Source organism: Xanthomonas citri pv. citri (assembly GCF_000961215.1).
In the GTDB taxonomy this organism is placed as follows: Bacteria; Pseudomonadota; Gammaproteobacteria; order Xanthomonadales; family Xanthomonadaceae; genus Xanthomonas; species Xanthomonas cissicola.
In genome coordinates this window covers 249,854-270,909 of sequence record NZ_CP008998.1, presented here as the reverse complement: position 1 = coordinate 270,909, position 21,056 = coordinate 249,854, and the positions used below count along the sequence as shown (strand labels likewise).

The window sequence follows — 21,056 nt, the reverse complement described above, 5'->3', positions numbered from 1 at the left end:
ACGGAGAATTTACATCTCGGCAGCGAACGGCATTCGCCTCAGCGCCGGTCCAATCAAATAAGTACAGGTACCCCGATCATGAAGACTTCTTTGCTGGCCCTCGGCCTTCTCGCAGCTCTGCCGTTTGCGGCTTCGGCTGCTGAAAACCTCTCCTACAACTTCGTCGAAGGCGATTACGTGCGCACGCCGACCGAAGGTCGCGATGCGGACGGCTGGGGCGTGAAGGCCTCTTACGCCATCGCTCCGAACTTCCATGTGTTCGGCGATTACAGCAAGCAGAACGCTGACGACAACAACAACGTGTTCGAGAACACCGACTCGGACTTCCAGCAGTGGGGCGTCGGCGTGGGCTTCAACCACGAAATCGCCACGAGCACCGACTTCGTTGCGCGCGTTGCCTACCGCAAGCTGGACCTGGACACCCCGAACATCAACTTCGACGGCTACAGCGTTGAAGCCGGTCTGCGTAACGCCTTCGGCGAGCACTTCGAAGTCTATGCACTGGCTGGCTACGAAGACTTCTCCAAGAAGCGTGGCATCGACATCGGCGACAACTTCTACGGCCGTCTTGGCGCCCAGGTGAAGTTGAACCAGAACTGGGGCATCAACGGCGACATCCGTATGGATGGCGACGGCAACAAGGAATGGTCGGTCGGCCCGCGCTTCAGCTGGTAAGCCGCACGTTTGACTGCAACGCGATCTCTCTCCCGCGTTGCACTGGAAGCCCGGTCCCCCGACCGGGCTTCTTTCTTTTGGCGGTTTGGGCACGCACGTCGCGATACGCATCGCTTCCACAGGGAACCTCGCCAACGATGCGCCTGCGCCACGAGGGTTGGCCATGCGTGCGTTGGGCGCCTCCACATACCTGACGTCTGATCCGCCAAAGCCCTGCTTGCGCCGCGGCACGCGGCCAAACAAAAACGCCCGGTCGTGCCGGGCGTTGTGTCGTGCATCTTCGCAATAGACGCCGAAACGCTACCGGTCTTGGAGCGGCGAACAAAACGTAGCGAGCGATCATCCAGTGGGTGTGGACGGTGCGCGCGGAACCACAGTGAAAGAGTGGTACGCGAGATTCCGAGCACCGGCCACGCAGGCCTGGTGGTGAGCGAAGCGTTTTGTCAGCTGTTCTCAGGTGAACAAGGTCTGCGGGTACTCTGGCTTGCGCTCGCGTGCCAGCAATTCCTTCAAGCCTGCTTCCGGGGTGATTTCGCCGTGCAATACCGCACGCACGGCATTGGAGATCGGCAGTTCGATGCCGTGGTGTTCGGCCTGACGCATGACTTCATCGGCCGTCTGCACCGATTCGACCACCTGACCGATCTCGCGGATCGCCTCGTCCAAGCTCTGCCCGCGCCCCAAGGCCAGACCCAGGCGACGGTTGCGCGACAGATCGCCGGTGCAGGTGAGCACCAGATCGCCCAACCCGGCCAGGCCCATCAAGGTCTCCGGACGAGCGCCGATCACCGCCGCCAGACGCAGCATCTCGTTCAAGCCACGTGTGATCAAACCGGCACGTGCATTGAGACCAAGCTGCATGCCATCGGCCACGCCGGTGGCCACCGCCAGCACGTTCTTCATCGCCCCGCCGAGCTCGGCGCCCACCATGTCGTCGCCGGTGTAGGCGCGGAAAGTGGGGCCATGCATCGCGTCGGCCACCACTTGCGCAAACGCCGCATCGTCGCCGTGCACGGTGATGGCGGTCGGCAGGCCGAGCGTGACTTCCTTGGCGAAGGAAGGTCCGGTCACCACGGCCAGCGGAACGCTGGGGCCGAGGATGTCACGCGCCACTTCATGCAGAAACCGCCCGGAACCGGGTTCGAAGCCTTTGGTCGCCCACGCAACGCCGGCACCGGGCGGGCGCAGCGGTGCGATCAGCCGGATCGTCTCGGTGAACGCATGCGAGGGCACCACCACCAGGATCCAAGTGGCGTCAGCGACCGCCGCCTGCAGGTCGGTGGTGGCACGCAGGCTGTCGGGCAGTGCAATGCCCGGCAGATAGCGCGCGTTCTCGTGGGTGCGGTCGATGGTATCCACCATCGCCGCGTCGCGCCCCCAGAGCACGGTCGGGTGACCATGCCTGGCGAGCAGCGCGGCCAGGGCCGTGCCCCAGGAACCGGCGCCGAGAACGGCGATCTTGTGGGTCAAATCGCTCATCGGCGCAATCAACGCTTAGGCGTTGCCAGCCGGCTCGGAATCGGCCAGCGAGGTCCCTTCGTTCTGACGCTGACGCAGGGTTTCCGCATACAGGGCTTCGAAATTGATCGGCTGCAGGTAGAACGGCGGGAAGCCGCCGGCCTGGATCAGGTCGCTGACCAGGGTGCGCACGTACGGGAACAGGATGTTCGGGCACTGGGTGCCGAGCAGCACGTCGATCGCCTGCGGGTCCAGGCCGACCAGGCCGAACACGCCGGCTTGCTGCACTTCGGCCACATAGGCCGTCTTGCCACCGGCGGTGCAGGTCAGGGTCACGGCCAACACCACTTCGAAGGCATTGTCGTTGAGGCGCTGCACCTTCTGGTTGAGGTTCAGCTGCAGCTCGGGCTGGTTGGCGTCATTGAAGACGGCCGGTGCGTTCGGAGATTCGAAGGACACGTCCTTGACGTAAATCTTTTCGATGGTGAAGGCGGGACCAGCAGCGGCGTCGGCCGGCGCAGCGGCGCCGTTGAGGATTTCGTCGGACATTCCTAACTCCAGAAACGGTTCGGTGGATGCAGCGTTGAGTGATGCGAACGTGAAAGCGCGAGTCTCTCACGCCAGCAATGGGGGCGTGCCGGGTGCCGCACAAGGCCGATCAGCGGCCCTTGATCAGTGGCAGCTCGGCCATCTGCCAGGCGGCCACGCCGCCTTCGAGCCAGTACACCTGTTCGAAGCCGGCTTTCTTCAGCGTCTTGGCTGCACCGGCGGAGGTGGTGCCACTGCGGCAGACCACCACCACCGGCGAGGCCTTGGCGTTGGCCAATAGCTTGCCGGCTGGGTCGAACTTGGCCAGCGCCACGTTCCGGCTGCCGGCGATGTGGCCTTTTTCGAAGTCGGCAGTGGGCGACAGGTCGATCACCAGCGCGTTTTCGCTGTTGATCAGACGGGTCAGCTCGGCCGGCTTGAGCGCGCGATAGCCGCGGAACAGGCGCGCGACCTCGGTGACGATCAGGGCGATGGTCAGGCCCACCAGGGCCAGCGACAACATGGGGTTGCGGCCGACAAAGGCCTGCAGCTCTTCGAAATTCACGGGGTCAGGGTCAGTCGAGCGGGCGGGAATTGTCGCACAGCTGGCGCACGCGACGCCCGGCGCGCAAGGGCAGGCTACTGGCCCTTCCACAGGTCGGGCAGGCCGCTGGCCAGCCACCAGCGCTTCTGCTCGGGATTCCAGCGCCAGATCTCGATGCTGCGCACCAGCCGTTCGGCCTGGGTATTGCGGTTGATCACCCGCAACTCGACCTCGCGCCGCAGGTCGCCGTTGGGGTCTTGGCCCACGCGCACTTCGCGGTAGCCGGAAATCTGCACCTGCTCGTAGCGCGAACGTTCCAGGTCGCTGAGCGGATGCGCCTGGGCATAGGCCGGCTCGACGAAGCCCAGCGCGGCGTCGAAATCGTTCCAGCGCACGGCGGCCGTGTAGGCGGCCTGGGTGGTTTCCAGCGCACGCGCCTGGGCACGGCTGCCGGCATTGGCCACCCCGCTCAGCAGTGCCAGCCCAAGCAGCACGATCGTTGTAATGACTGCACGCATGCGTATTCCCCCGGATCCAGCCGGCATCCTACCGTTTTGGAAACGCCACGAAGCGCCCGCTCAACGTGGCCGCGGCGGCACCGGAGCCCAGCGCGATCTGCGCGCGCATGCCGATGCGCGCCTTGCCGCGCTGCCGGAACGTCGCCAGAAAGGCCTCCCAGCTCCCCAGCTCGGACGGCTCGGCATTGGCGACCAGGTCTTCGTACACCGGCGCGACATAGCGCAGCTGGCTGTCGGCGACGTAGACATCGGCGTGGTGCCCGGCCAATTGCAGCTGCAGGGTCAGCCACCCCCAGCTGGCCAGCGTCATCAGCGAGGCCAGGCTGCCGCCGAATGCATTGGCCTTGTCGTTGACGTTGGCCTGCAGCGGCGCCCGCAGGCGCAACGCACCATCGTGCAAGCCGTCGACAGCGATGCCCATCGACAGGACCAGCGGCATGGCGATGAACTGCTGCTGCAGCGACTGCAGGGCGGATGCGAGCGTGCACGAAGGAGTCATCGGCAAAGACTGGAAGACGGCGAAGGGCGGCATCATGCCGCAATGTTCTGCGAGCGTCTTGTGCACCTGCATGACATGCGGCACCGCATGGTGAATGCAGTCATCGCCACGTGCGATGTGCAGGCCGGCATCGCTCTGGTTGCGTGCAACAAACGTATCGACACCTTGGTGCAACCCGGATCGCCCGCTCGGTCAGCAAGCGATGTCCGCCACGTGCCTGCCGGTGGCGTTGCAGATAGCGCGCCATGCATAAAACCGCCAGCCAACGACCGCGCAACCGCCAGGCAGAACCGACGCCTGCGCGCGCCGGTTTGTTTGCCGCGCTATGGCGCAAAGACCACCTTGCGATAGCCCTGCGCCACCCGCAACAGCGCGGTGGCCCTGGCTTTCCAATGCGTACTGCGCTGCTTCTGTGCGTGCGTCAGCGGCGCATCGATCGTGCTGGTAAATACGATGTTTTCCGCAGCTGCGTGGAAGAACTTGTCCTGGATGCACGCAGCCGGCGAGAGTTGATAGGTGGACAGCTGGTGCGCCACTGGCGACTCGCTCCACCCGAACAAAAAAATATCGGCCATGGTGTGCCAGCGCGCCTTTGCAGCCAGCAGCAATCGCGCCGCATCCCTGCTGATGATCAGCGCGCCGGCGCACACCGGCCAACAATGCTGATACCTCGATGGCCGCACCAGGCGCAGATGGCGCCCGGCGACATCCGCCACTTTGGCATCGAGCTTGATGCGGTTGTAGGACGGCTCCAGCCGCACGATGCTGTTGCCGCCGGGCAGCCAATCGGTGCTGCGCAATAGCGCCGGCAGCGCATCGGACAGATGCATGTCGTCTTCGAAAATCGCCGTGTAGGCGTCGTCGGAATCGGCCGCAATGCGCCACGCTGCCTGATGACTGAGAAAGCAGCCGATGTTGGACGCTGTCCACTTGCGTGGGCCGGTGCTGAAGGCATCGCCCGACCCTTCCAGTGGACGCTCGCGTACGAAGTCGGCGATCTGCTCGTCCGTCAACGTGGCGCCATCGACGGCAGCAATGCGCTCGAACGGCAGGCCCAGCGCATCCAAGCGCGCCGACATGGCCTGCAGCCGGTCGCCGCTGCGCTGCATATTGATAAGGTAGGACTTGATCACTTCGCCGCTCCAGCACGGTTGTTGGCCAGGATCGTGACCGGATTCCCAGCGGTTGCAAGAGGTTCTGGATCGAGTCGAAGGGCGCCAGTCAGGGTGCCAAAAACATCGCTCCGGCGGCCGGCACTTCGTCATCGATGCGCACTGGCACCCCTGGATGCGGCGACATCGCGCCGCAGGTGACCGGCGCTCTCGCATAATCACGCCATGACCGGCCTTGCCCATTCCGATGCTGCCTGGACCCTGATCTCGCTGCGCCCCAGCGGTGAACATGCGCCGCTACGGCGCGCAGTTGCGCGGCATGGCGGACGGGTACTTGCGCTGTCGCCATGGCGCTTGCAGACCCATGACACCGCACAAGCGCGAGACGCGCTGCGGCAGGCGCTGGCAGCACCGATTGCGATTTTCACCAGCCCGGCGGCAGTGCAGGCGGCGCATCGTCTGGCGCCGCTGCAGCGCCCGGCGCAGGCGCACTGGGTCAGCGTGGGCGACGGCACTGCGCGCGCATTGCACGCCTGCGGCATCGACACCGTGGTGCGGCCGGCGCGCATGGACAGCGAAGGCCTGCTTGCGCTGCCGTTGCTGCAGGCGCCGCTACAGGCCGTCGGGCTGATCACCGCCCCCGGCGGACGCGGCATGCTGGCGCCAACGCTGCAGCAGCGCGGTGCGCGCATCGTGCGTGCCGATGTCTATCAACGCGTCCCGCTGCGCTTGCGCGCCTCGGCCATCCAGGCGTTGTCGCTTGCACTGCCGCGCAGCGTGCTGGCGCTCAGTAGCGCCGAAGCGCTGACGCTGGTCCTGCAACAGCTGCCTGCCGAACTGGTCGCTGCGTGGCAACAGCGTCCGGTCGTGGCATCCAGCGATCGTATGCTCGACGCCGCACATGCCGCCGGCTTCGCGCATGGCATGCGCGCAGAAGGCCCGTTGCCGCTGCAGCTCGCCGCTGCTGCTGAGGCGGCGATCATGACACCACCGCGACCTTGCTGAACTGCGAACTCAAGCACAGCTTGCCGCCGTCCGGCGCTGCACGCCATGCTGTGTGCGATGACTGCGGCGCCTGCGCCGGTCGTGACTGCCCGAGGATGTCCGAATGACCGAAATGCCCGCTCCTGCGCGACGCTTTCCCTTGGCATGGCTGCTGCTTGTCGTGGCCGTGGCGGCCGTCGGTGTGGCGCTGCTGCTGGGCTGGCGCGCGTGGCAGAACTATCAGGCAACGCAGCTGCAGGCCGCGCAGGCGCAGCAGCAACGCTGGGACGGCACCCAGCAAATGCTGGAAACGCTGCGCCGCGATCAGCGCCTGGCCAACGAGCGTCTGCAGGACGCGGCGGCCACCAACCGCGTCCTGCGCGACGAGATGCTGGGCCTGAGTCAGCGCAGCGCATTGCTCGAAGACACCGTGCAAAAGCTGGCCGACCCCAACCGTCATGGCGCACAGGCGCTGCGCCTGGATGAAGTGGAGCTGCTGCTGCGGCTTGGCCAGCAGCGCCTGAGCATCGCCGGCGATGCCGATGGCGCGCGGCGCGCCTATGCGCTGGCCAACGGCGCACTCAGCGGCATCGACGACCCCGGTTATCTCAATCTGCGTCAGGCATTGGTGCAGGAACGCGATGCGCTGGAGCGTCTCGGGGCCGGCCCGCAGGCGGAGGCCGGCAAGAATCTGGACGCCTTGGCCGCCGAGTTGCAGCGCCTGCCGGAACAGACCGCGCAGGCCAGCGACGCGGCGCAACCGTGGTGGCAAAAGGCGCTGGCGCCGCTCGTGGACATCCGTCCCAGCCGCGGCGACGCCTTGCTTACCGGCGGCGACCGGCATGCTGCGCGCGATGCAGTGCAGATCGAAATCAGCCTGGCCCGCGCGGCCGCGGAACGTGGCGATGCCGCCGGTTTTGCGCAATCGCTGCGCCGCGTGGAGACCTGGACTACCCGGCTCTGGCCGGATTCGCCGCAACGTCGTCAGCTGCGTGCGCGCTTGCGCAGCCTGCAACAAGCGCCACTGCGTCCGCGCCTGCCGGAACTGGGCACCACCCTGCTGCAACTGCAGGCCATGCGTGAAGGGAGATCCACCCAATGAAAGTGTTGCGTACCGTCTTGATTCTGCTGGTTGCCGTGGCGCTGGGCGTGCTCGGCGCACAGTGGCTATCGCACCAGAACAGTTACGACCTTGGCAACGTCGTTGTCAGTGTGGGAGGTAACGACTATCACGCCGCCATGCCGCAGGCGCTGCTGATCCTGCTGATCGCCTTGCTGGTGCTGTGGTTGCTATGGACGTTGATCAGCCTGCCGTTCCGCGTGTGGGGCAAGTACCGCCGCAACAAGGGCCGTGCGCGTTTGATCGAAGGTCTGCGCGCTGCCGATCATGGCCAATGGCAACGCGCCGAGCGGCTGCTGGTCAGTGCCAGCGAAGACGACGAGGTGAGCGGCATTGCCCTGGCCAGCGCAGTGCGCGTGGCCGATGCGCGCGGCGACGATGCGGCGGCCACGGCACTTGCAAAGCAACTGGCCGAGCGCGACCCGACGGGATATGCGCTGTTGCAGGGCGAGCGGCACCTGGCGCGCCAGCGCCCGGTCGACGCAATCAATGCAGTGGATAGCGCCAACGCGCAGCCGTTGCCGGCACGCGGCCTGCTGTTGCGCACCCACGCCCTGGCGCAGATCGGTCGCGCCGACGAAGCCTATGGCCAGCTCGGTGCGCTGCGTCAGCAGGCGGTCTTGGCGCCCGATGCCTACAGCACGCTGGAAGCGACGCTGGCCGAGCAGACCCTGTTGCAGGCCAGCGACGCCAATGCACTGGCCGAGCGCTGGGAAGCATTGCCCAAAGCATTACGCACCACGCCGGCAGTGGTGGGCGCCTACGCGCAACGTGCGGCCGTGCTGCATTGGGACGATGCCGCCGTGCACAGCCTGGAGCATGCGCTGGACGCGCAATGGGACGAATCGCTGGTGCGCCTGTACGGCGTGCTGCCGCTGGAAAAATACGATTCGCGCCGCGCCAGCGCGCAGCGCTGGCTGACCCAATATCCCGACAGCCCAGGGCTGTTGCTGACACTGGCGCGGCTCGCGCGTCAACAGCAGCAGTGGTCGCAGGCCGAGGAATTCCTGCATCGCGCCATCGCAGGCGGCGCCGGCAGCGAGGCCTGGGAAGAACTGGGACACGGTTTTGGCGCCTCCGGCGACCTGCTGTCGGCACAGCATTGCTATGCCAATGCCTTGCGCGCCGCACGTGGCGAACCGGTGCAGGACCTCATGCCACGGCAGTCGTTGCGCGAGCCGGTCATCACCACGTACGACCCCGCGCCAATCGATCCGCACGCAGCGGACGATCGCATCCTGTAGTGGAGACAGCGGCGGTATGCGATGTGCGTACCGCCGCATTGCACCCCCAAGAACAAGGCGAATGCTCGCCAAGTGGGCATCTACTCCTTCGAAGAAGTTGACGTTGCGTTGTTGCCACGCGCAGCGATGGAATGAAGGAGAGGATTCGCAAAGGCGGCGACTGCGCCTGCGAATCCCGGATCACCCATGCCCAATCCCGTACCGCGCAGTGGCATCAGCGCTCGACGATGGCCACCACGCCCATGCCGCCGGCGGTGCAGATCGAAATCAACGCGCGGCCGCCGCCGCGCTCTTCCAACTGCTTGGCAGCGGTGGCCACCACGCGTGCGCCAGTGGCGGCGAATGGATGGCCGGTGGCCAGCGACGAGCCCAGCGGATTGATCTTGTCCGGGTCGATGCGGCCCAGCGGCGCGTCCAGGCCCAGCCGGTTGCGGCAGTAGTCCTCGCTCTCCCACGCGCGCAGCGTGCACAGCACCTGCGCGGCGAAGGCCTCGTGGATTTCGTAGATATCGAAGTCCTGCAGGGTCAGGCCCTGGCGCGCCAGCATCTGCGGCACCGCAATGGTGGGCGCCATCAGCAGGCCTTCGCCATGCACGAAGTCGACTGCCGCCACCTGTGCATCGCGCAGGTAGGCCATCGGCGTGTGGCCATGCGCCAACGCCCAGGCTTCGCTGGAGAGCAGCACCGCGGCGGCGCCATCGGTGAGCGGGGTGGAATTGGCAGCGGTCAACGTGCCACGGCCGGAGGTCTTGTCGAAGGCCGGTCGCAAGGTCGCGAGTTTTTCCAGCGAGGTGTCGGCGCGCAGGATGTTGTCGCGCGAGACGCCGCGGAACGGCGCGATCAGCGCGTCGAAGAAACCGCGCTCATAGGCAGCGGCCAGCTTGTGGTGCGAGGCCACCGCCCATTCGTCCTGCGAATCGCGCGAGATGTTCCATTCCTTGGCCATGTCCTCGCAATGGTCGCCCATGCTCTTGCCGGTGCGCGGCTCGGCCACGCCGGGGAATTCGGGCTTGAGCTCGGCCAGCTTGAAGCCGCGCAGCAGCGCCCTGAGCTTGTCGCCGGTGGCCTTGGCGCGGTTGGCGGCCAGCAGCCGTGCGCGCAACTTCTTGCCGTACACGATCGGCACTTCGGAGGTGGTGTCGGAGCCGCCGCCGATGCCCGAGTCGATCTGCCCCAGCGCGATCTTGTTGGCGATGGTGATGACCGAATCCAGGCTGGTGCCGCAGGCGCGCTGCAGGGTGATGCCCGGCGTCAGCGGCGACAGACCCGACGACAGCGCCGCCTCGCGCGCCAGGTTCCAGTCCGCGGAGTGCTTGATCACCGCGCCCATCGCCACTTCGCCCAATTGCTGCCCATGCAACCCGAAGCGCTCGACCAACGCGCCCAGCGTGCGCACCGACATGCCCAGGTTGCCCACGTCCGCGTAGGCGGTGTTCTGACGACAGAACGGGATACGAACGCCGCCCAGAATGGCGACGGGACGGGCTGCGGGCATCGGTTGACCTGGCATGGGGGACTCGGGGACATGGCCTGCACAGGGCCGGCAGGCATAATGGCCGCAGTGTAGCTTCGACCCCGTGATGGGCCAACCGCGAATCATGAGCAAGACCGAACACGGCGTAACCGCCATGGGTGTGCTGGCGCTGGAATTGACCGGCGGAAGCGCCCCCGAGCGCGGCGCCTTGGCGCCGGCGCAGGCCGGCATGCTGGCCGAACGCATCGGCCGCGACCTGGCGCAGTGGATCCCGGAAGTCCGCGATCTGGAACTGAGCGTGGCATTGGCGCATTTCGATCCGTCGGAAGTGTTGCGGCCCGGCTGGCCGCTGCATCGGCGCCTGGAAGAGCTGCAGGCGCGTGCACCCGGGCGCGACCAGGGCCCGCGGGTGCTGGCCTTCGGTGCCGACGCGCAAGGCGAGATTCCGCTGCCGTTCCAGGCCGATGCGCAACTGGTCGGCGGTGGGTTGCGCGTGCTGCCGTTCCTGCTGTCCGGCGACCCGCAGACGGTTGCCACCGTGGCCGATGCAATGGAAGAAATCTTGCTTGCTCAGGGCATGGCGCAGGCCGACACCGCCTTGCTGGCGCAGGAAAGCTTCGGCGCCCGCATCGAGCATGCGCGATATCTCACCGCCAACGATCTGGCGGCGATGATGTCGATGCAGTACGACAATCAGGGCCTGGCGCCGCTGTGGCCCCTCATCGAAGCCGCACTGCTGGCACCGCATACCGAAGAGTGGCTGGAGCAGCCCCCCGAACCGGTGTTGCGCTACATCGACGGCGAAGTGCGCATCGCCTTGTTCGACCCGGCAGGCTGGTGCGATTATTACGCGCACGACCGCGAAGACTGCGAACGCCTGCGCGGCGTATATGAGCACTATCTGGCGCGCCAGCGGCAGATGGCCGCCGTGCTGGAAGCGCATGGGCTGCCGGTGCTGTACGTGCATATCGAGCCGGGCCAGGATCCGCGGCAGGCGCTGGCGGCGTGAGCCAGACGCCGGCGGCCTTGCCCCCAGCGCTGCAGGGCGTGCTGGAAACCGGCGTGTATGTTGCGGACCTGGAGCGGGCATGCGCCTTCTACGCCCGCGTGCTGGGGCTGCAACCGATGCATCGCGATACGCGCATGGCTGCCTACGCCATCGCGCCTGCGCAGGTCCTGCTGCTGTTCCTGCAAGGCAGCACCTCGGCGACGGTTACGCTGCCGGGCGGCACGATTCCGCCGCATGACGGCAACGGGCGCCAGCATTTCGCACTGGCCATCGCAACCGATGCCCTGCCCGGCTGGGAAAATCACCTGCATGCCTGCGGGGTCGCCATCGAAGGCCGTACGCAATGGCCGGGCGGCGGGCAAAGCATTTACTTCCGCGATCCCGATGCGCATCTGCTGGAATTGGCAACACCGGGCTTGTGGGCGAATTATTGAGTGATCGCTGCCGGGTGAGCCGCATGCGGTGATCGATCAACAACGCGCGATTGGAGGCTGGATGCCACCGGTTCGATCTCCTTGAACGCCATGCACTGCCTCCAGGCGAACCGTCCGCTTGCTCGCCTGGCTCTGGCCGGACCGGCCTTGGACAACAGATAACTGCGTCTGGGGAAGCACAATGACCGCCCGCAAGCGAGTGCCGGGTGATCGCCAGGGGCAGTGGAAGGCGGCGTTCGCGGCGATCGTTCAACAATCGCTGCGCTGGATGCGCACGGGTTGCGCTTACTGCATCGGCAAGCCGCCGCATCCAGGCGCATGCATCCGCACGCGCGCCATAGCGTGGTCGGACCGAAGCTTCGACGCTGCACCACGCGCCTAATCAAACGCCAACGCCGCGACGATATCGCCACGGCGTTGGTGTGTGCGCTCCCGCGCTGCCTGCACATCCATCGGCACGTCGGCCGACATCGTCCACAGCGTTCGTCGTTATTCAACCGTTGCCGTGCATCGACAACGGTCGCAGAGCACTTACTTGGCCGGCGCCTGCGCGTTATCAGTGGTGATCACGCCGCAGGCCAGGCGGCCGCCCGCGTTGCCGGTGGGCTGGGTTTTGTAGTCGTCTGCATCGGCATGCACGATCACCGCGTGGCCGGCGATATCGAACTGGTCGGCCTTGCCGAGGTTGACGTTGCTGGAGACCGGGCCGTCGATGCTGGCGTTACCCTGCGCGTCGGCGGTGATGTTGGGCATGTCGCCACCGTGGTGCGGGTCGGCGCTGATATTGCCGTGATCGGACTGGGACGGGTTGAAGTGACCGCCGGCGCTGCTGCCGTCCGGTGCGCTGCAATCGCCCTTCTCGTGGATGTGGAAGCCGTGCTCGGTATTGGGCTTGAGGCCGCTGAGCTGGCCGGTGACACGCAGCGCACCGTCGACGGTCTTGAACGTCACCGTGCCTTTGACGTCATTACCCTTGGTCGGCTTGAGCTCGGCGGTTGCGGTGGTGGTGGCTGCTGCTTCGGTGACCATGGAAGCGGCGTGTTCGCCACCGTGCGCCGCTTCGGCCGGCGTGCTGGCCTGCGGTGCAGGTGCCGGCTCGGCCGGCGCCGGTTCGTCGCGCTTGCACGCGGTCAGCACCAGGGCGGTGGCCAGAAACAAGGTGGTCGGAACAATACGCATGGAGAACTCCTGAAGAAAGGCCGCAACTGCAGCCGTTGATGCCCCGACTCAGGGCTGCGAAGGGGGCGTGCCCCATTGGGTGACGCGAATGACGCCGCAGGCCAGGCGCGCACCGGCATTGCCGCTGGGCTGGCTGCGATAGTCGTCGGGGTCGGCATGCACGATCAGCGATTTGCCGATCACATCCGTCGGAGCGCCGTCGCCCAGACTGATGCCGGACAGAATCATGTCCAGATGCACCACGCCTTCGGCGTCTGCACGCAGATTGTCCATATCGCCCAGATGATGCGCGCCGCCGCCGGCACGCCCGTGCAGCGCACCACCCGGGTTGAAATGCGCGCCGGCGCTGCTGGCATCGGCCGCGCTGCAATCGCCGCGTTCGTGCACATGGAATCCGGACACACCGCCCGGCCGCAAGCCGCCGATGGTGCCAGTGAGGCGGATACCCTGTAGCGCCGGCACCAGCACCACCCGACCGCTGACCAGGCTGCCCGAGGCAGATGCCAGCGCAGCCTCGGCTTGCTGCACCGGGCGCGCAGGCACCACCCGCGCCGCTGGCGCCGGAGGCGCCTTGGGCGGCGGCGGCGTGCTGCTGCAGGCGGCCAGCGCCAGCGCGGTGAGGGCAACGATCGTGGGCGACCGGTAACGCATCGAGCAGTTCTCCTGATCAGGCTGGAAACCTATGCGGGCGCATGTTCACGTGTCATGAAATGCACCCGCTGGCAGCGCAGGAGTTTACGGGGTTGGTGTGCTGGGTCGGATTGCCAGATGGTGTGCGCGGCGCCAGGCACGGTGCGAACTGCCTGGACGACGGCGTCGGCACGGCAGGGCTGCGGTGGCGTTATCGACAGCCACCGGATGCGGCGGCGTGCCACGCATCGACGCTTGCCGGGGGCAATGTCGGGCAGGCTCGGCTCGATCAAGGCCTCGTTGGATCGGTGCGCGTGCAGTCGCGCTTGCATCGGCACAGGCACAGGCACCCTCACCCCAACCCCTCTCTCATGGGAGAGGGGCGTTAGACCCAAATCAGCGACGTTTGCGCCCCGGGCCGAGTTTGCGGGTGACCGTGTTGCGGCCCAGGCCCAGGCGGGCGGCAGCTTCGGCGCGGCGGCCCTGGGTGAGTTGCAAGGCCGCTTCGAGCAAGGTCCTGTCCAGGCGCTCGCGCGCTTCGGCGTGCAGGCCCTGGGCACCTTCGCTCAGGCGTTGCGCGGCCCAGCTGGAAAGCATGTCGTCCCACTGCCCATCGCTGCGACCGCTGCGGTGACGACGGCCGCCGCGCGCCAGTGCGGCGTCCACGTCGACCACGTCGATGATGTCCGAGGTCGCCAGCGCCGCCAGGCGCCAGCACACGTTTTCCAGTTCGCGCACGTTGCCGGGCCAGTCGTACTGGCGCAGGTCTTCCAGCGCGGCCGACGACAGCCGCTTGGGCAGCATGTCGAGTTTGCGCCCGGCCATGGCCAGGAAATTTTCGGCCAGTTGCGCGATGTCGCCGCGCCGTTCGCGCAGCGGCGGCAATTGCAGGCGCACCACATCCAGGCGGTGCAGCAGATCGGCGCGGAAGCGGCCTTGTTCGACCAGCGCCTCCAGGTCCTGGTGGGTGGCGGCGATCACGCGCACATCGACGCGGATCAATTCGCGCCCACCAACGCGGAAGAATTCGTTCTCTGCCAACACGCGCAGCAGGCGGGTCTGCAGCGGCAACGGCATGTCGCCGATTTCGTCCAGAAACAGCGTGCCGCCATCGGCCTGTTCGAAGCGGCCGATATGCCGTTTGGTCGCCCCGGTGAACGCGCCGGTTTCGTGGCCGAACAACTCGCTTTCCAGCAATTCGGCCGGGATGGCGGCGGTGTTGAGCGCGACGAAGGGTTTGCGCGCGCGCGGGGATTCGTTGTGCAACGCGCGCGCGACCAACTCCTTGCCGGTACCGGTTTCGCCATTGATCAGCACCGACAGCGGCGCCTGCGCCAGGCGTCCGATCGCGCGGAACAAGGCCTGCATCGCGGGCGTGTCGCCGATCAACGAGGCCGAGCCCTCGGCCAGCCGCGTGGCGACGATTTCTTCGACGCCGGCATCGGCGTCCGGCAGCGCGCGCGCAGCCAGTGCCACCGCGTCGTCCAGGTCGAACGGCTTGGACAGGAACTCGTGCGCGCCGCCGCGGAAGGCACCGGCGGTGCTGGCAACGTCGGTATAGGCCGACATCACGATCACCGGCAAGTGCGGGTGTTTGGATTTGAGTTTGTCGAGCAGGGTCAGGCCGTCTTCGCCGGGCATGCGCACGTCGGTGAACAGCAAATCCGGCGTGGGCCGCATGCCGAGCGCCTGCAGCGCGGCAGCGGCGCTGTCGAAGCCGTCCACGGCGTAGCCGGCATCGCGCAAGGCGGTGGACAGCACGAAACGGACCGACCGGTCGTCGTCGACCACCCAGATGTGGGATACGGCGGCGGTCTCAGCCATGCAGATGCTCCTTGTCGTGATCGCCGGCCAGCTCGGGCAGCAGCAGGGTGAAAACGGTATGGCCCGGACGCGAGCGATAGGTCAGCGTGCCGTGGTGTTCGCGCGAGACCTGCTGGGCCAGCGCCAGGCCCAGCCCGCTGCCTTCGGCGCGGCCGCTGACCAGTGGCAGAAACAGGTGCTCGGCCAGTTCTTCCGGCACGCCGCCGCCGTCGTCGATGATTTCCAGCCGCAGCGACATCGCATGCACGCGGTCGCGGATGCGCTGGCCATGCTCGACGCGGGTGCGCAGCGTCACGCGCGTGGCGCCGGCCTGGAAGGCGTTACGCACCAGGTTCCAGACCGCCTGGGTCAGGCGGTCGCCATCGCCCAGAATGTCGGGAATGCTGGGGTCGTAGTCGCGCTGCACCTGCACCGACCAGCCGCCCTCGGCTTCGGCCAGGCGCAACACCCGTTCGAGCACCACATGGATGTTGAGGCGGTCGTGCGGGCGCGCCGGGGTGGGCGACAGCAGCCGTTCGAGCAAGGTATTGAGGCGCTCGATCTCGGTGCCGATCAGCTCGATCAGCTCGCGTTCGTCTTCGTCGCGCCCGGCCGCGCGGCGTGCCAGCAGCTGCGCGGCGCCCTTCAGCCCGGCCAGCGGATTGCGCAGTTCGTGCGCCAACCCTTTGAGCGCAGCGCTCAAGGCGTTGGGCAGGGCGTGGGTGGGATCGAGCGCGGGGAATTCGTCGACCGGGTGGGTTTCCAGCAGCCAGCCGCCATCGTCCAGCCGCGACAGCCAGCCTTCGGCAAAGCGCGGCGCGTCGTTGGGCAGGCCCAGCGCCAGCCGGTGCAGACGCAATATGTCGCGCTCGTCGTTGAGCAGGAAGCGCGCCAGCGCATCGCCCTGCACTTCCAGCGCGGCCAGGGGCTGTTCGACCAACCGCCGTGCACTGACCCCGAGCCAGCGGGCAAACGCCGGGTTGACGCCCAGCACGCGGCCCTCGCGGTCGGCCCAGGCGACCGGTGTGCCCAGGCTGTCCAGCGATGGCATGGAAGAGGACGTCACCATTGCACCAATTTAGTGCAAACAGAATGGGAATGCGCGGATGGCGCGCAACGCGAAGCGTGCGTTGAAACAATGCTGGCCAGACGGCGGCGGGGCGCACCGCTCCAGCGTGCATCCGCGCCGGCAGTCACGGGCGTGGGGCTGGTCATGCAGGCACCTCGGCAGTGGTTCCGCGCCCAACGGGCGACGGGGGAAAACGGACCCGGCTGGGCGTTCCCGGCCGGGTCGTTGCGCCACCCGCGGCAGCGCGGCCGCGGGTGTGCATGCTCACGACTCGTACGCGGCTTCGCCGTGCGAGGTGATGTCCAGGCCCTCGCGCTCGGCTTCTTCGCTCACGCGCAGGCCGAACACCAGCTTGGCAACCACGAACCCCACCACCGACACCACGCCGATCCAGCCGACCGTGATCCCGACGCCCAGCGCCTGGATGCCGACCTGGTGGACGATGTCGTAATCGCCGCCCTTCTGGCCGCCCAGCGAGGCCGCCGAGAACACACCGGTCAGGATGGCGCCGATGATGCCGCCCAGGCCATGCACGCCGAACACGTCCAGGCTGTCGTCCGCGCCCAACAGGCGCTTCAGGCCGGTGACGCCCCACACGCACAGTACGCCGGCCGCCAGACCAATGACGATCGCGCCGAACGGGCCGACCGTGCCGCAGGCCGGGGTGATGCCGACCAGGCCGGCCACCATGCCCGAGGCCACGCCCAGGGCGGACGACTTGCCCTTGATGATCTTCTCGGTCAGCGACCAGCCCAGGATGGCAGCGGCAGTGGCCAGCAAGGTGTTGAGGAAGGCCAGCGCCGCACCGGCATTGGCTTCCAGGTTGGAACCGGCGTTGAAGCCGAACCAGCCCACCCACAGCAGCGAGGCACCGACGAAGGTCAGGGTCACGTTGTGCGGCTTGATCGCCTCACGTCCCAGTCCGGCACGCTTGCCGACGAAGTAGGCGCCGACCAGGCCGGCAACGCCGGCGTTGATATGCACCACGGTGCCGCCGGCGAAATCCAACGCGCCCAACCCGAACAGATACCCACCGGTGGCCCAGACCATGTGCGCCAGCGGCAGGTAGCCGAAGGTGAACCAGATCGCCGAGAACAGCAGCACCGCCGCGAACTTGGCGCGTTCGGCAAAGGCGCCCACGATCAGCGCGCCGGTGATGCCGGCGAAGGTCGCCTGGAACGCCACGAACACGTATTCCGGCAGGCTCACGCCCTTGGTGAAGGTCGCCGCCAGGGTTTCGATGGTGACGCCCTTGAGCAACGCCTTGTCCAGATTGCCGATCCACGCGCCTTCGCCGGAGAACGCCAGGCTGTAGCCGTAGAACACCCACAGCACGGTCAGCAGCGAGAACACCACCGCCACCTGGATCAGCACCGACAACACGTTCTTGGCGCGCACCATGCCGCCGTAGAACAGCGCAAGGCCCGGCACCACCATCAGCAACACCAGCAAGGTGGAGGTCAGCATCCAGGCGACATCGCCCTTCTCCACGACCGGTGCGGCTTCGGCGGCGGCGGCCGGCGGGGCGGCCGGCTGCGCCGACGGCAGCGGTTCGGTGGTGACCGGCTCGGTCGGCAGCGGGGTGACCTGCGGCGTGGACTGCGCATGCGCACTGCCCATGCCGCCCACCATCAGCGCGCTGAACAGCATCAGCATGCACACGCTGTAGAACCGGGCTTTCCACCCGGCAAAAAGAGCTGTCTTCATACGAACTCCGGGGCTGGTGGGGTCAGAGCGCATCGGCGCCGATCTCGCCGGTGCGGATGCGCACCACCTGCTCGATCGCGGTCACGAAGATCTTGCCGTCGCCGATCTTGCCGGTGCCGGCGGCGTTCTGGATCGCTTCGACCACCGCGTCCAGGCGGTCGTCGGTGACCACCGTTTCGATCTTGATCTTGGGCAGGAAGTCGACGACGTACTCAGCGCCGCGGTACAGCTCGGTGTGGCCTTTCTGGCGCCCGAAGCCCTTGACCTCGGTCACGGTGATGCCCGACACGCCTGCTGCAGACAAGGCCTCGCGGACCTCGTCGAGCTTGAACGGCCGGATGATGGCGGTGATCAATTTCATGCGCATACCCCGAATGGTGGAAAGAATCGGCCGGCATTGCGCCGCCCGGCGGTGTCAGTCACCTGGATGCCTACCCCGGCATCCGATCGTTCGCGATTGCGCGGACCCCAGCAGATGTCATGCATCCGCCTCGTGGGAGAGGTCAGGCCCGCGCGCCGCGAACGATGTGCTCTCTCAATACCCCTGCGATCCACGGCCGGGGCCACGGATCGCTCGAACAAGTGTGCGGCGATGGCGGAGGTGGGAGGGGGGCCTCCGCCATCACCGCGGTGGAACTCAGTTGCCGTAGTACAGCTGGTACTCCAACGGGTGGGTCGCAGCACGGAACTTGGTGACTTCCTGCATCTTCAGCGCGATATAGCCGTCGATGAAGTCGTCGCTCATCACGCCGCCGGCCTTGAGGAACTCGCGGTCCTTGTCCAGCGCTTCCAGCGCCTGGTCCAGGCTGGAGCAAACCTGCGGGATCAGCTTCTCTTCTTCCGGCGGCAGGTCGTACAGGTCCTTGTCGCTCGGTGCGCCCGGATCGATCTGGTTCTTGATGCCGTCCAGGCCGGCCATCATCAGCGCGGTGAAGGTCAGGTAGCCGGACTGCAACGGATCGGGGAAGCGCATTTCGATGCGGCGCGCCTTCGGATTGGTGACCCAGGGAATGCGGCACGACGCCGAACGGTTACGCGCCGAATAGGCCAGCATCACCGGCGCCTCGAAGCCCGGGACCAGACGCTTGTAGCTGTTGGTGCCGGAGTTGGCGAAGGCGTTGATCGCGCGGGCATGCTTGAAGATGCCGCCGATGTACCACAGCGCCAGCTGCGACAGGCCGCCGTAGCCGTCGCCGGTGAACAGGTTGACGCCGCCCTTGGCCAGCGACTGGTGCACGTGCATGCCCGAGCCGTTGTCGCCCACGATGGGCTTGGGCATGAAGGTGGCGGTCTTGCCGTTGCGGTAGGCGACGTTCTTGATGATGTACTTCATCGTCAGCAGTTCGTCGGCCTTCTGCACCAGCGAGCTGAACTTGGTGCCGATCTCGCACTGGCCGGCGGTGGCCACTTCGTGGTGGTGCACTTCGGTTTCGATGCCGACCTGTTCCAGCGTCTTGATCATTTCCGCGCGCAGGTCGTGCAGGCTGTCGGTCGGCGGAACCGGGAAGTAGCCGCCCTTCACGCCCGGGCGGTAACCGCTGTTGCCGCCGTCGTACTTTTCGCCGGTGTTCCAGGCCGCTTCTTCCGAACCCACCTGGAAGAAGGTGTGGCCCATGTCGTTGGCAAAGCGCACCGAATCGAAGATGAAGAATTCCGGCTCCGGGCCGAAGAACGCCTGGTCGGCGGTGCCGGAGGATTTCAGATAGGCCTCGGCGCGCTTGGCGATGCCGCGCGGATCGCGCTCATAGCTCTGCATGGTGGCCGGGTCGAGGATGTCGCAGGTCAGCACGATGGTCGGATCGGCGAAGAACGGATCCAGATACGCGGTGCCCGCGTCCGGCAGCAACACCATGTCCGACTCGTTGATGCCCTTCCAGCCCGCGATCGAACTGCCGTCGAACATCTTGCCTTCTTCAAACAGCGCCGGCTCGATGATATTGACCGGAAAGGTGATGTGCTGCTGTACACCACGCATATCGACGAAGCGCAGGTCGACGAACTCGACCTTGTTGTCCTTGATCAGCTTTTCAACATTTTCCACGGACATCGGAAGAAACCTCAGGCAGGAGTTAAGTGGCTCGTGGGCGGGACTACGGCAGGGACCGTGCCAAGCCCTGGCACTTCACAAGCCCTTGATTTTGCTTACATCGCTCGCGACCGTAAAATCCGTATTGCACTATTGAGGTGCAAAAATGGACACGCCGCACCGATGTGGTGCATGCCGCAATGCACTATCCTGGCGCCTCCCTCACCCCTGCCCAGTCCGATGTCCGATCTGATTTCCGCCCTGTTGTTGGGCATTCTCGAAGGCCTCACCGAATTTCTGCCGATCTCCAGCACCGGCCACCTGCTGATCGCCGAACAATGGCTCGGACGCCGTTCTGACTTCTTCAATATCGTCATCCAGGCCGGCGCGATCCTGGCCATCTGCCTGGCGCTGCGGCAGCGCTTGTGGAGCCTGGCCACCGGCCTGGGCGAACGCGCCAACCGCGACTACGTGCTCAAGGTAGGCGTGGCCTTCCTGGTCACAGCGGTGGTCGGGCTGATCGTGCGCAAGGCCGGCTGGCAATTGCCCGAAACGCTGCAACCGGTCGCCTGGGCGTTGCTGATCGGCGGGGTGTGGATGCTGGTGGCCGAACACTTCGCCGGCAAGCTGCCCGAGCGCGATGTGGTGACCTGGAAGGTGGCCATCGCAGTGGGCCTGGCGCAGGTCGTGGCCGGTGTTTTTCCCGGTACGTCACGCTCGGCCTCGACGATCTTCATCGCGATGCTGCTGGGCCTGAGCAAGCGCTCGGCAGCGGCGGATTTCGTGTTCATGGTGGGCATTCCGACCATGTTCGCGGCCAGCGGTTACGCGCTGCTGGAGATGTACAAGGAAGGCGGTTTCGGCACCGAAAACTGGGCCGACGTGGCCGTGGCCTTCGTGGCGGCGACCATCACCGGCTTTGTGGTGGTGAAGTGGCTGCTGGGCTATATCAAGAAGCACCGTTTCACGGTGTTTGCGGTGTACCGCATGCTGCTGGGCGCCGCCCTGCTGCTGTGGCTGCCGGCGGCTGCGGGCTGACACGC

General features: G+C 66.5%; 22 protein-coding genes and 1 other RNA gene. 8 read left to right on the top strand and 15 right to left on the bottom strand.

The window, feature by feature from the left end; all coding sequences use genetic code 11:
- Positions 1-78 precede the first annotated feature (78 nt).
- Complete coding sequence (locus AMD14_RS01635; RefSeq protein WP_003488520.1) at positions 79-675, top strand: OmpO family porin; 597 nt, start codon at positions 79-81, stop codon at positions 673-675.
- Positions 676-991: 316 nt separating this feature from the next.
- Here the strand turns inward: AMD14_RS01635 and AMD14_RS22610 are convergent.
- The 7 genes from AMD14_RS22610 to AMD14_RS01605 form a co-directional block, all read right to left on the bottom strand.
- Positions 992-1,068: non-coding RNA, sX9 sRNA (locus AMD14_RS22610), on the bottom strand.
- Between the two features lie 60 nt (positions 1,069-1,128).
- Positions 1,129-2,154, bottom strand: a complete 1,026-nt coding sequence (locus AMD14_RS01630; protein WP_003488517.1) for an NAD(P)H-dependent glycerol-3-phosphate dehydrogenase — start codon at positions 2,152-2,154, stop codon at positions 1,129-1,131.
- Positions 2,155-2,169: 15 nt separating this feature from the next.
- Entirely contained in the window at positions 2,170-2,682 is a 513-nt protein-coding gene (gene secB, locus AMD14_RS01625) for a protein-export chaperone SecB (RefSeq protein WP_003488515.1), read from the bottom strand.
- Between the two features lie 109 nt (positions 2,683-2,791).
- Positions 2,792-3,226: a rhodanese-like domain-containing protein gene (locus AMD14_RS01620; protein WP_005912207.1), complete on the bottom strand. Its 435-nt coding sequence runs from the start codon at positions 3,224-3,226 to the stop codon at positions 2,792-2,794.
- 74 nt (positions 3,227-3,300) lie between these two features.
- Positions 3,301-3,723 carry a hypothetical protein gene (locus tag AMD14_RS01615; protein WP_003488512.1) on the bottom strand — a complete coding sequence of 141 codons (423 nt, stop codon included), beginning with the start codon at positions 3,721-3,723 and terminating at the stop codon, positions 3,301-3,303.
- A gap of 28 nt (positions 3,724-3,751) precedes the next feature.
- Positions 3,752-4,222: a YiiD C-terminal domain-containing protein gene (locus tag AMD14_RS01610; RefSeq protein ID WP_015471581.1), complete on the bottom strand. Its 471-nt coding sequence runs from the start codon at positions 4,220-4,222 to the stop codon at positions 3,752-3,754.
- Between the two features lie 323 nt (positions 4,223-4,545).
- The gene (locus AMD14_RS01605; RefSeq protein WP_005912201.1) at positions 4,546-5,355 is read right to left on the bottom strand and encodes a glycosyltransferase family 25 protein; all 810 of its coding nucleotides are present in this window, start codon (positions 5,353-5,355) and stop codon (positions 4,546-4,548) included.
- A 204-nt stretch (positions 5,356-5,559) separates the two neighbouring features.
- On the opposite strand from AMD14_RS01605, the gene AMD14_RS01600 reads away from it, so the two are divergent.
- The 3 genes from AMD14_RS01600 (at position 5,560) to AMD14_RS01590 (ending at position 8,682) form a co-directional block, all read left to right on the top strand.
- Positions 5,560-6,339, top strand: coding sequence for a uroporphyrinogen-III synthase (locus AMD14_RS01600; RefSeq protein WP_011050173.1), 780 nt, complete (start codon positions 5,560-5,562; stop codon positions 6,337-6,339).
- Positions 6,340-6,442: 103 nt separating this feature from the next.
- On the top strand, positions 6,443-7,420 hold the full coding sequence (locus tag AMD14_RS01595) for a uroporphyrinogen-III C-methyltransferase (RefSeq protein WP_003488502.1): 978 nt from the start codon (positions 6,443-6,445) through the stop codon (positions 7,418-7,420).
- Positions 7,417-8,682 (top strand): heme biosynthesis protein HemY, encoded by a 1,266-nt coding sequence (locus tag AMD14_RS01590; RefSeq protein WP_011050172.1) that lies wholly within the window; start codon positions 7,417-7,419, stop codon positions 8,680-8,682. Before AMD14_RS01595 ends, AMD14_RS01590 begins: the two co-directional genes overlap by 4 nt.
- Positions 8,683-8,896: 214 nt before the next feature.
- On the opposite strand, the gene AMD14_RS01585 is transcribed toward AMD14_RS01590, so the two are convergent.
- Positions 8,897-10,192, bottom strand: a complete 1,296-nt coding sequence (locus AMD14_RS01585; RefSeq protein ID WP_005912193.1) for an acetyl-CoA C-acetyltransferase — start codon at positions 10,190-10,192, stop codon at positions 8,897-8,899.
- Positions 10,193-10,280: 88 nt separating this feature from the next.
- Here AMD14_RS01585 and AMD14_RS01580 point away from each other — a divergent pair, with 88 nt between their 5' ends.
- The 3 genes from AMD14_RS01580 (at position 10,281) to AMD14_RS22605 (ending at position 11,981) form a co-directional block, all read left to right on the top strand.
- Positions 10,281-11,165 (top strand): hypothetical protein, encoded by an 885-nt coding sequence (locus AMD14_RS01580; RefSeq protein ID WP_003488496.1) that lies wholly within the window; start codon positions 10,281-10,283, stop codon positions 11,163-11,165.
- Positions 11,162-11,599: a VOC family protein gene (locus tag AMD14_RS01575; protein WP_015462748.1), complete on the top strand. Its 438-nt coding sequence runs from the start codon at positions 11,162-11,164 to the stop codon at positions 11,597-11,599. The genes AMD14_RS01580 and AMD14_RS01575 overlap by 4 nt, the downstream gene beginning before the upstream one ends.
- A 181-nt stretch (positions 11,600-11,780) precedes the next feature.
- Entirely contained in the window at positions 11,781-11,981 is a 201-nt protein-coding gene (locus tag AMD14_RS22605; protein ID WP_045124161.1) for a hypothetical protein, read from the top strand.
- Between the two features lie 149 nt (positions 11,982-12,130).
- Here AMD14_RS22605 and AMD14_RS01570 read toward each other — a convergent pair whose 3' ends face one another.
- The 7 genes from AMD14_RS01570 to glnA all read right to left on the bottom strand — a co-directional run bounded on the left by AMD14_RS01570 (position 12,131) and on the right by glnA (position 20,034).
- Positions 12,131-12,778, bottom strand: a complete 648-nt coding sequence (locus tag AMD14_RS01570; protein WP_003488491.1) for a superoxide dismutase family protein — start codon at positions 12,776-12,778, stop codon at positions 12,131-12,133.
- Between the two features lie 48 nt (positions 12,779-12,826).
- A complete protein-coding gene (locus AMD14_RS01565) occupies positions 12,827-13,429 on the bottom strand; it encodes a superoxide dismutase family protein (RefSeq protein ID WP_015462747.1) in 603 nt (200 codons plus the stop codon).
- Positions 13,430-13,804: 375 nt separating this feature from the next.
- Positions 13,805-15,232: a nitrogen regulation protein NR(I) gene (gene ntrC / locus AMD14_RS01560; RefSeq protein WP_011050167.1), complete on the bottom strand. Its 1,428-nt coding sequence runs from the start codon at positions 15,230-15,232 to the stop codon at positions 13,805-13,807.
- Positions 15,225-16,280, bottom strand: a complete 1,056-nt coding sequence (locus AMD14_RS01555) for a two-component system sensor histidine kinase NtrB (protein WP_003488485.1) — start codon at positions 16,278-16,280, stop codon at positions 15,225-15,227. Before AMD14_RS01555 ends, ntrC begins: the two co-directional genes overlap by 8 nt.
- 264 nt (positions 16,281-16,544) lie before the next feature.
- The gene (locus AMD14_RS01550; protein WP_033482816.1) at positions 16,545-17,987 is read right to left on the bottom strand and encodes an ammonium transporter; all 1,443 of its coding nucleotides are present in this window, start codon (positions 17,985-17,987) and stop codon (positions 16,545-16,547) included.
- Positions 17,988-18,009: 22 nt separating this feature from the next.
- Positions 18,010-18,348, bottom strand: coding sequence for a P-II family nitrogen regulator (locus AMD14_RS01545; protein ID WP_002808480.1), 339 nt, complete (start codon positions 18,346-18,348; stop codon positions 18,010-18,012).
- A 276-nt stretch (positions 18,349-18,624) separates the two neighbouring features.
- The gene (gene glnA / locus AMD14_RS01540) at positions 18,625-20,034 is read right to left on the bottom strand and encodes a type I glutamate--ammonia ligase (protein WP_003488480.1); all 1,410 of its coding nucleotides are present in this window, start codon (positions 20,032-20,034) and stop codon (positions 18,625-18,627) included.
- 219 nt (positions 20,035-20,253) lie between these two features.
- Between glnA and AMD14_RS01535 the strand changes: the two genes are divergently transcribed.
- Positions 20,254-21,051, top strand: a complete 798-nt coding sequence (locus AMD14_RS01535; RefSeq protein ID WP_003488476.1) for an undecaprenyl-diphosphate phosphatase — start codon at positions 20,254-20,256, stop codon at positions 21,049-21,051.
- Positions 21,052-21,056: the final 5 nt, after the last annotated feature.

What these genes read in the sequence shown, in the direction of transcription:
- AMD14_RS01555 (WP_003488485.1), bottom strand. Translation starts at nt 16,280, where the DNA reads ATGGTGACGTCCTCTTCCATGCCATCGCTGGACAGCCTGGGCACACCG.
- AMD14_RS01600 (WP_011050173.1), top strand. Translation starts at nt 5,560, where the DNA reads ATGACCGGCCTTGCCCATTCCGATGCTGCCTGGACCCTGATCTCGCTG.
- AMD14_RS01630 (WP_003488517.1), bottom strand. Translation starts at nt 2,154, where the DNA reads ATGAGCGATTTGACCCACAAGATCGCCGTTCTCGGCGCCGGTTCCTGG.
- AMD14_RS01615 (WP_003488512.1), bottom strand. Translation starts at nt 3,723, where the DNA reads ATGCGTGCAGTCATTACAACGATCGTGCTGCTTGGGCTGGCACTGCTG.
- AMD14_RS01585 (WP_005912193.1), bottom strand. Translation starts at nt 10,192, where the DNA reads ATGCCAGGTCAACCGATGCCCGCAGCCCGTCCCGTCGCCATTCTGGGC.
- AMD14_RS22605 (WP_045124161.1), top strand. Translation starts at nt 11,781, where the DNA reads ATGACCGCCCGCAAGCGAGTGCCGGGTGATCGCCAGGGGCAGTGGAAG.
- AMD14_RS01595 (WP_003488502.1), top strand. Translation starts at nt 6,443, where the DNA reads ATGACCGAAATGCCCGCTCCTGCGCGACGCTTTCCCTTGGCATGGCTG.
- AMD14_RS01580 (WP_003488496.1), top strand. Translation starts at nt 10,281, where the DNA reads ATGAGCAAGACCGAACACGGCGTAACCGCCATGGGTGTGCTGGCGCTG.
- glnA (WP_003488480.1), bottom strand. Translation starts at nt 20,034, where the DNA reads ATGTCCGTGGAAAATGTTGAAAAGCTGATCAAGGACAACAAGGTCGAG.
- AMD14_RS01610 (WP_015471581.1), bottom strand. Translation starts at nt 4,222, where the DNA reads ATGACTCCTTCGTGCACGCTCGCATCCGCCCTGCAGTCGCTGCAGCAG.
- AMD14_RS01590 (WP_011050172.1), top strand. Translation starts at nt 7,417, where the DNA reads ATGAAAGTGTTGCGTACCGTCTTGATTCTGCTGGTTGCCGTGGCGCTG.
- AMD14_RS01545 (WP_002808480.1), bottom strand. Translation starts at nt 18,348, where the DNA reads ATGAAATTGATCACCGCCATCATCCGGCCGTTCAAGCTCGACGAGGTC.
- AMD14_RS01565 (WP_015462747.1), bottom strand. Translation starts at nt 13,429, where the DNA reads ATGCGTTACCGGTCGCCCACGATCGTTGCCCTCACCGCGCTGGCGCTG.
- AMD14_RS01550 (WP_033482816.1), bottom strand. Translation starts at nt 17,987, where the DNA reads ATGAAGACAGCTCTTTTTGCCGGGTGGAAAGCCCGGTTCTACAGCGTG.
- ntrC (WP_011050167.1), bottom strand. Translation starts at nt 15,232, where the DNA reads ATGGCTGAGACCGCCGCCGTATCCCACATCTGGGTGGTCGACGACGAC.
- AMD14_RS01570 (WP_003488491.1), bottom strand. Translation starts at nt 12,778, where the DNA reads ATGCGTATTGTTCCGACCACCTTGTTTCTGGCCACCGCCCTGGTGCTG.
- AMD14_RS01535 (WP_003488476.1), top strand. Translation starts at nt 20,254, where the DNA reads ATGTCCGATCTGATTTCCGCCCTGTTGTTGGGCATTCTCGAAGGCCTC.
- AMD14_RS01635 (WP_003488520.1), top strand. Translation starts at nt 79, where the DNA reads ATGAAGACTTCTTTGCTGGCCCTCGGCCTTCTCGCAGCTCTGCCGTTT.
- secB (WP_003488515.1), bottom strand. Translation starts at nt 2,682, where the DNA reads ATGTCCGACGAAATCCTCAACGGCGCCGCTGCGCCGGCCGACGCCGCT.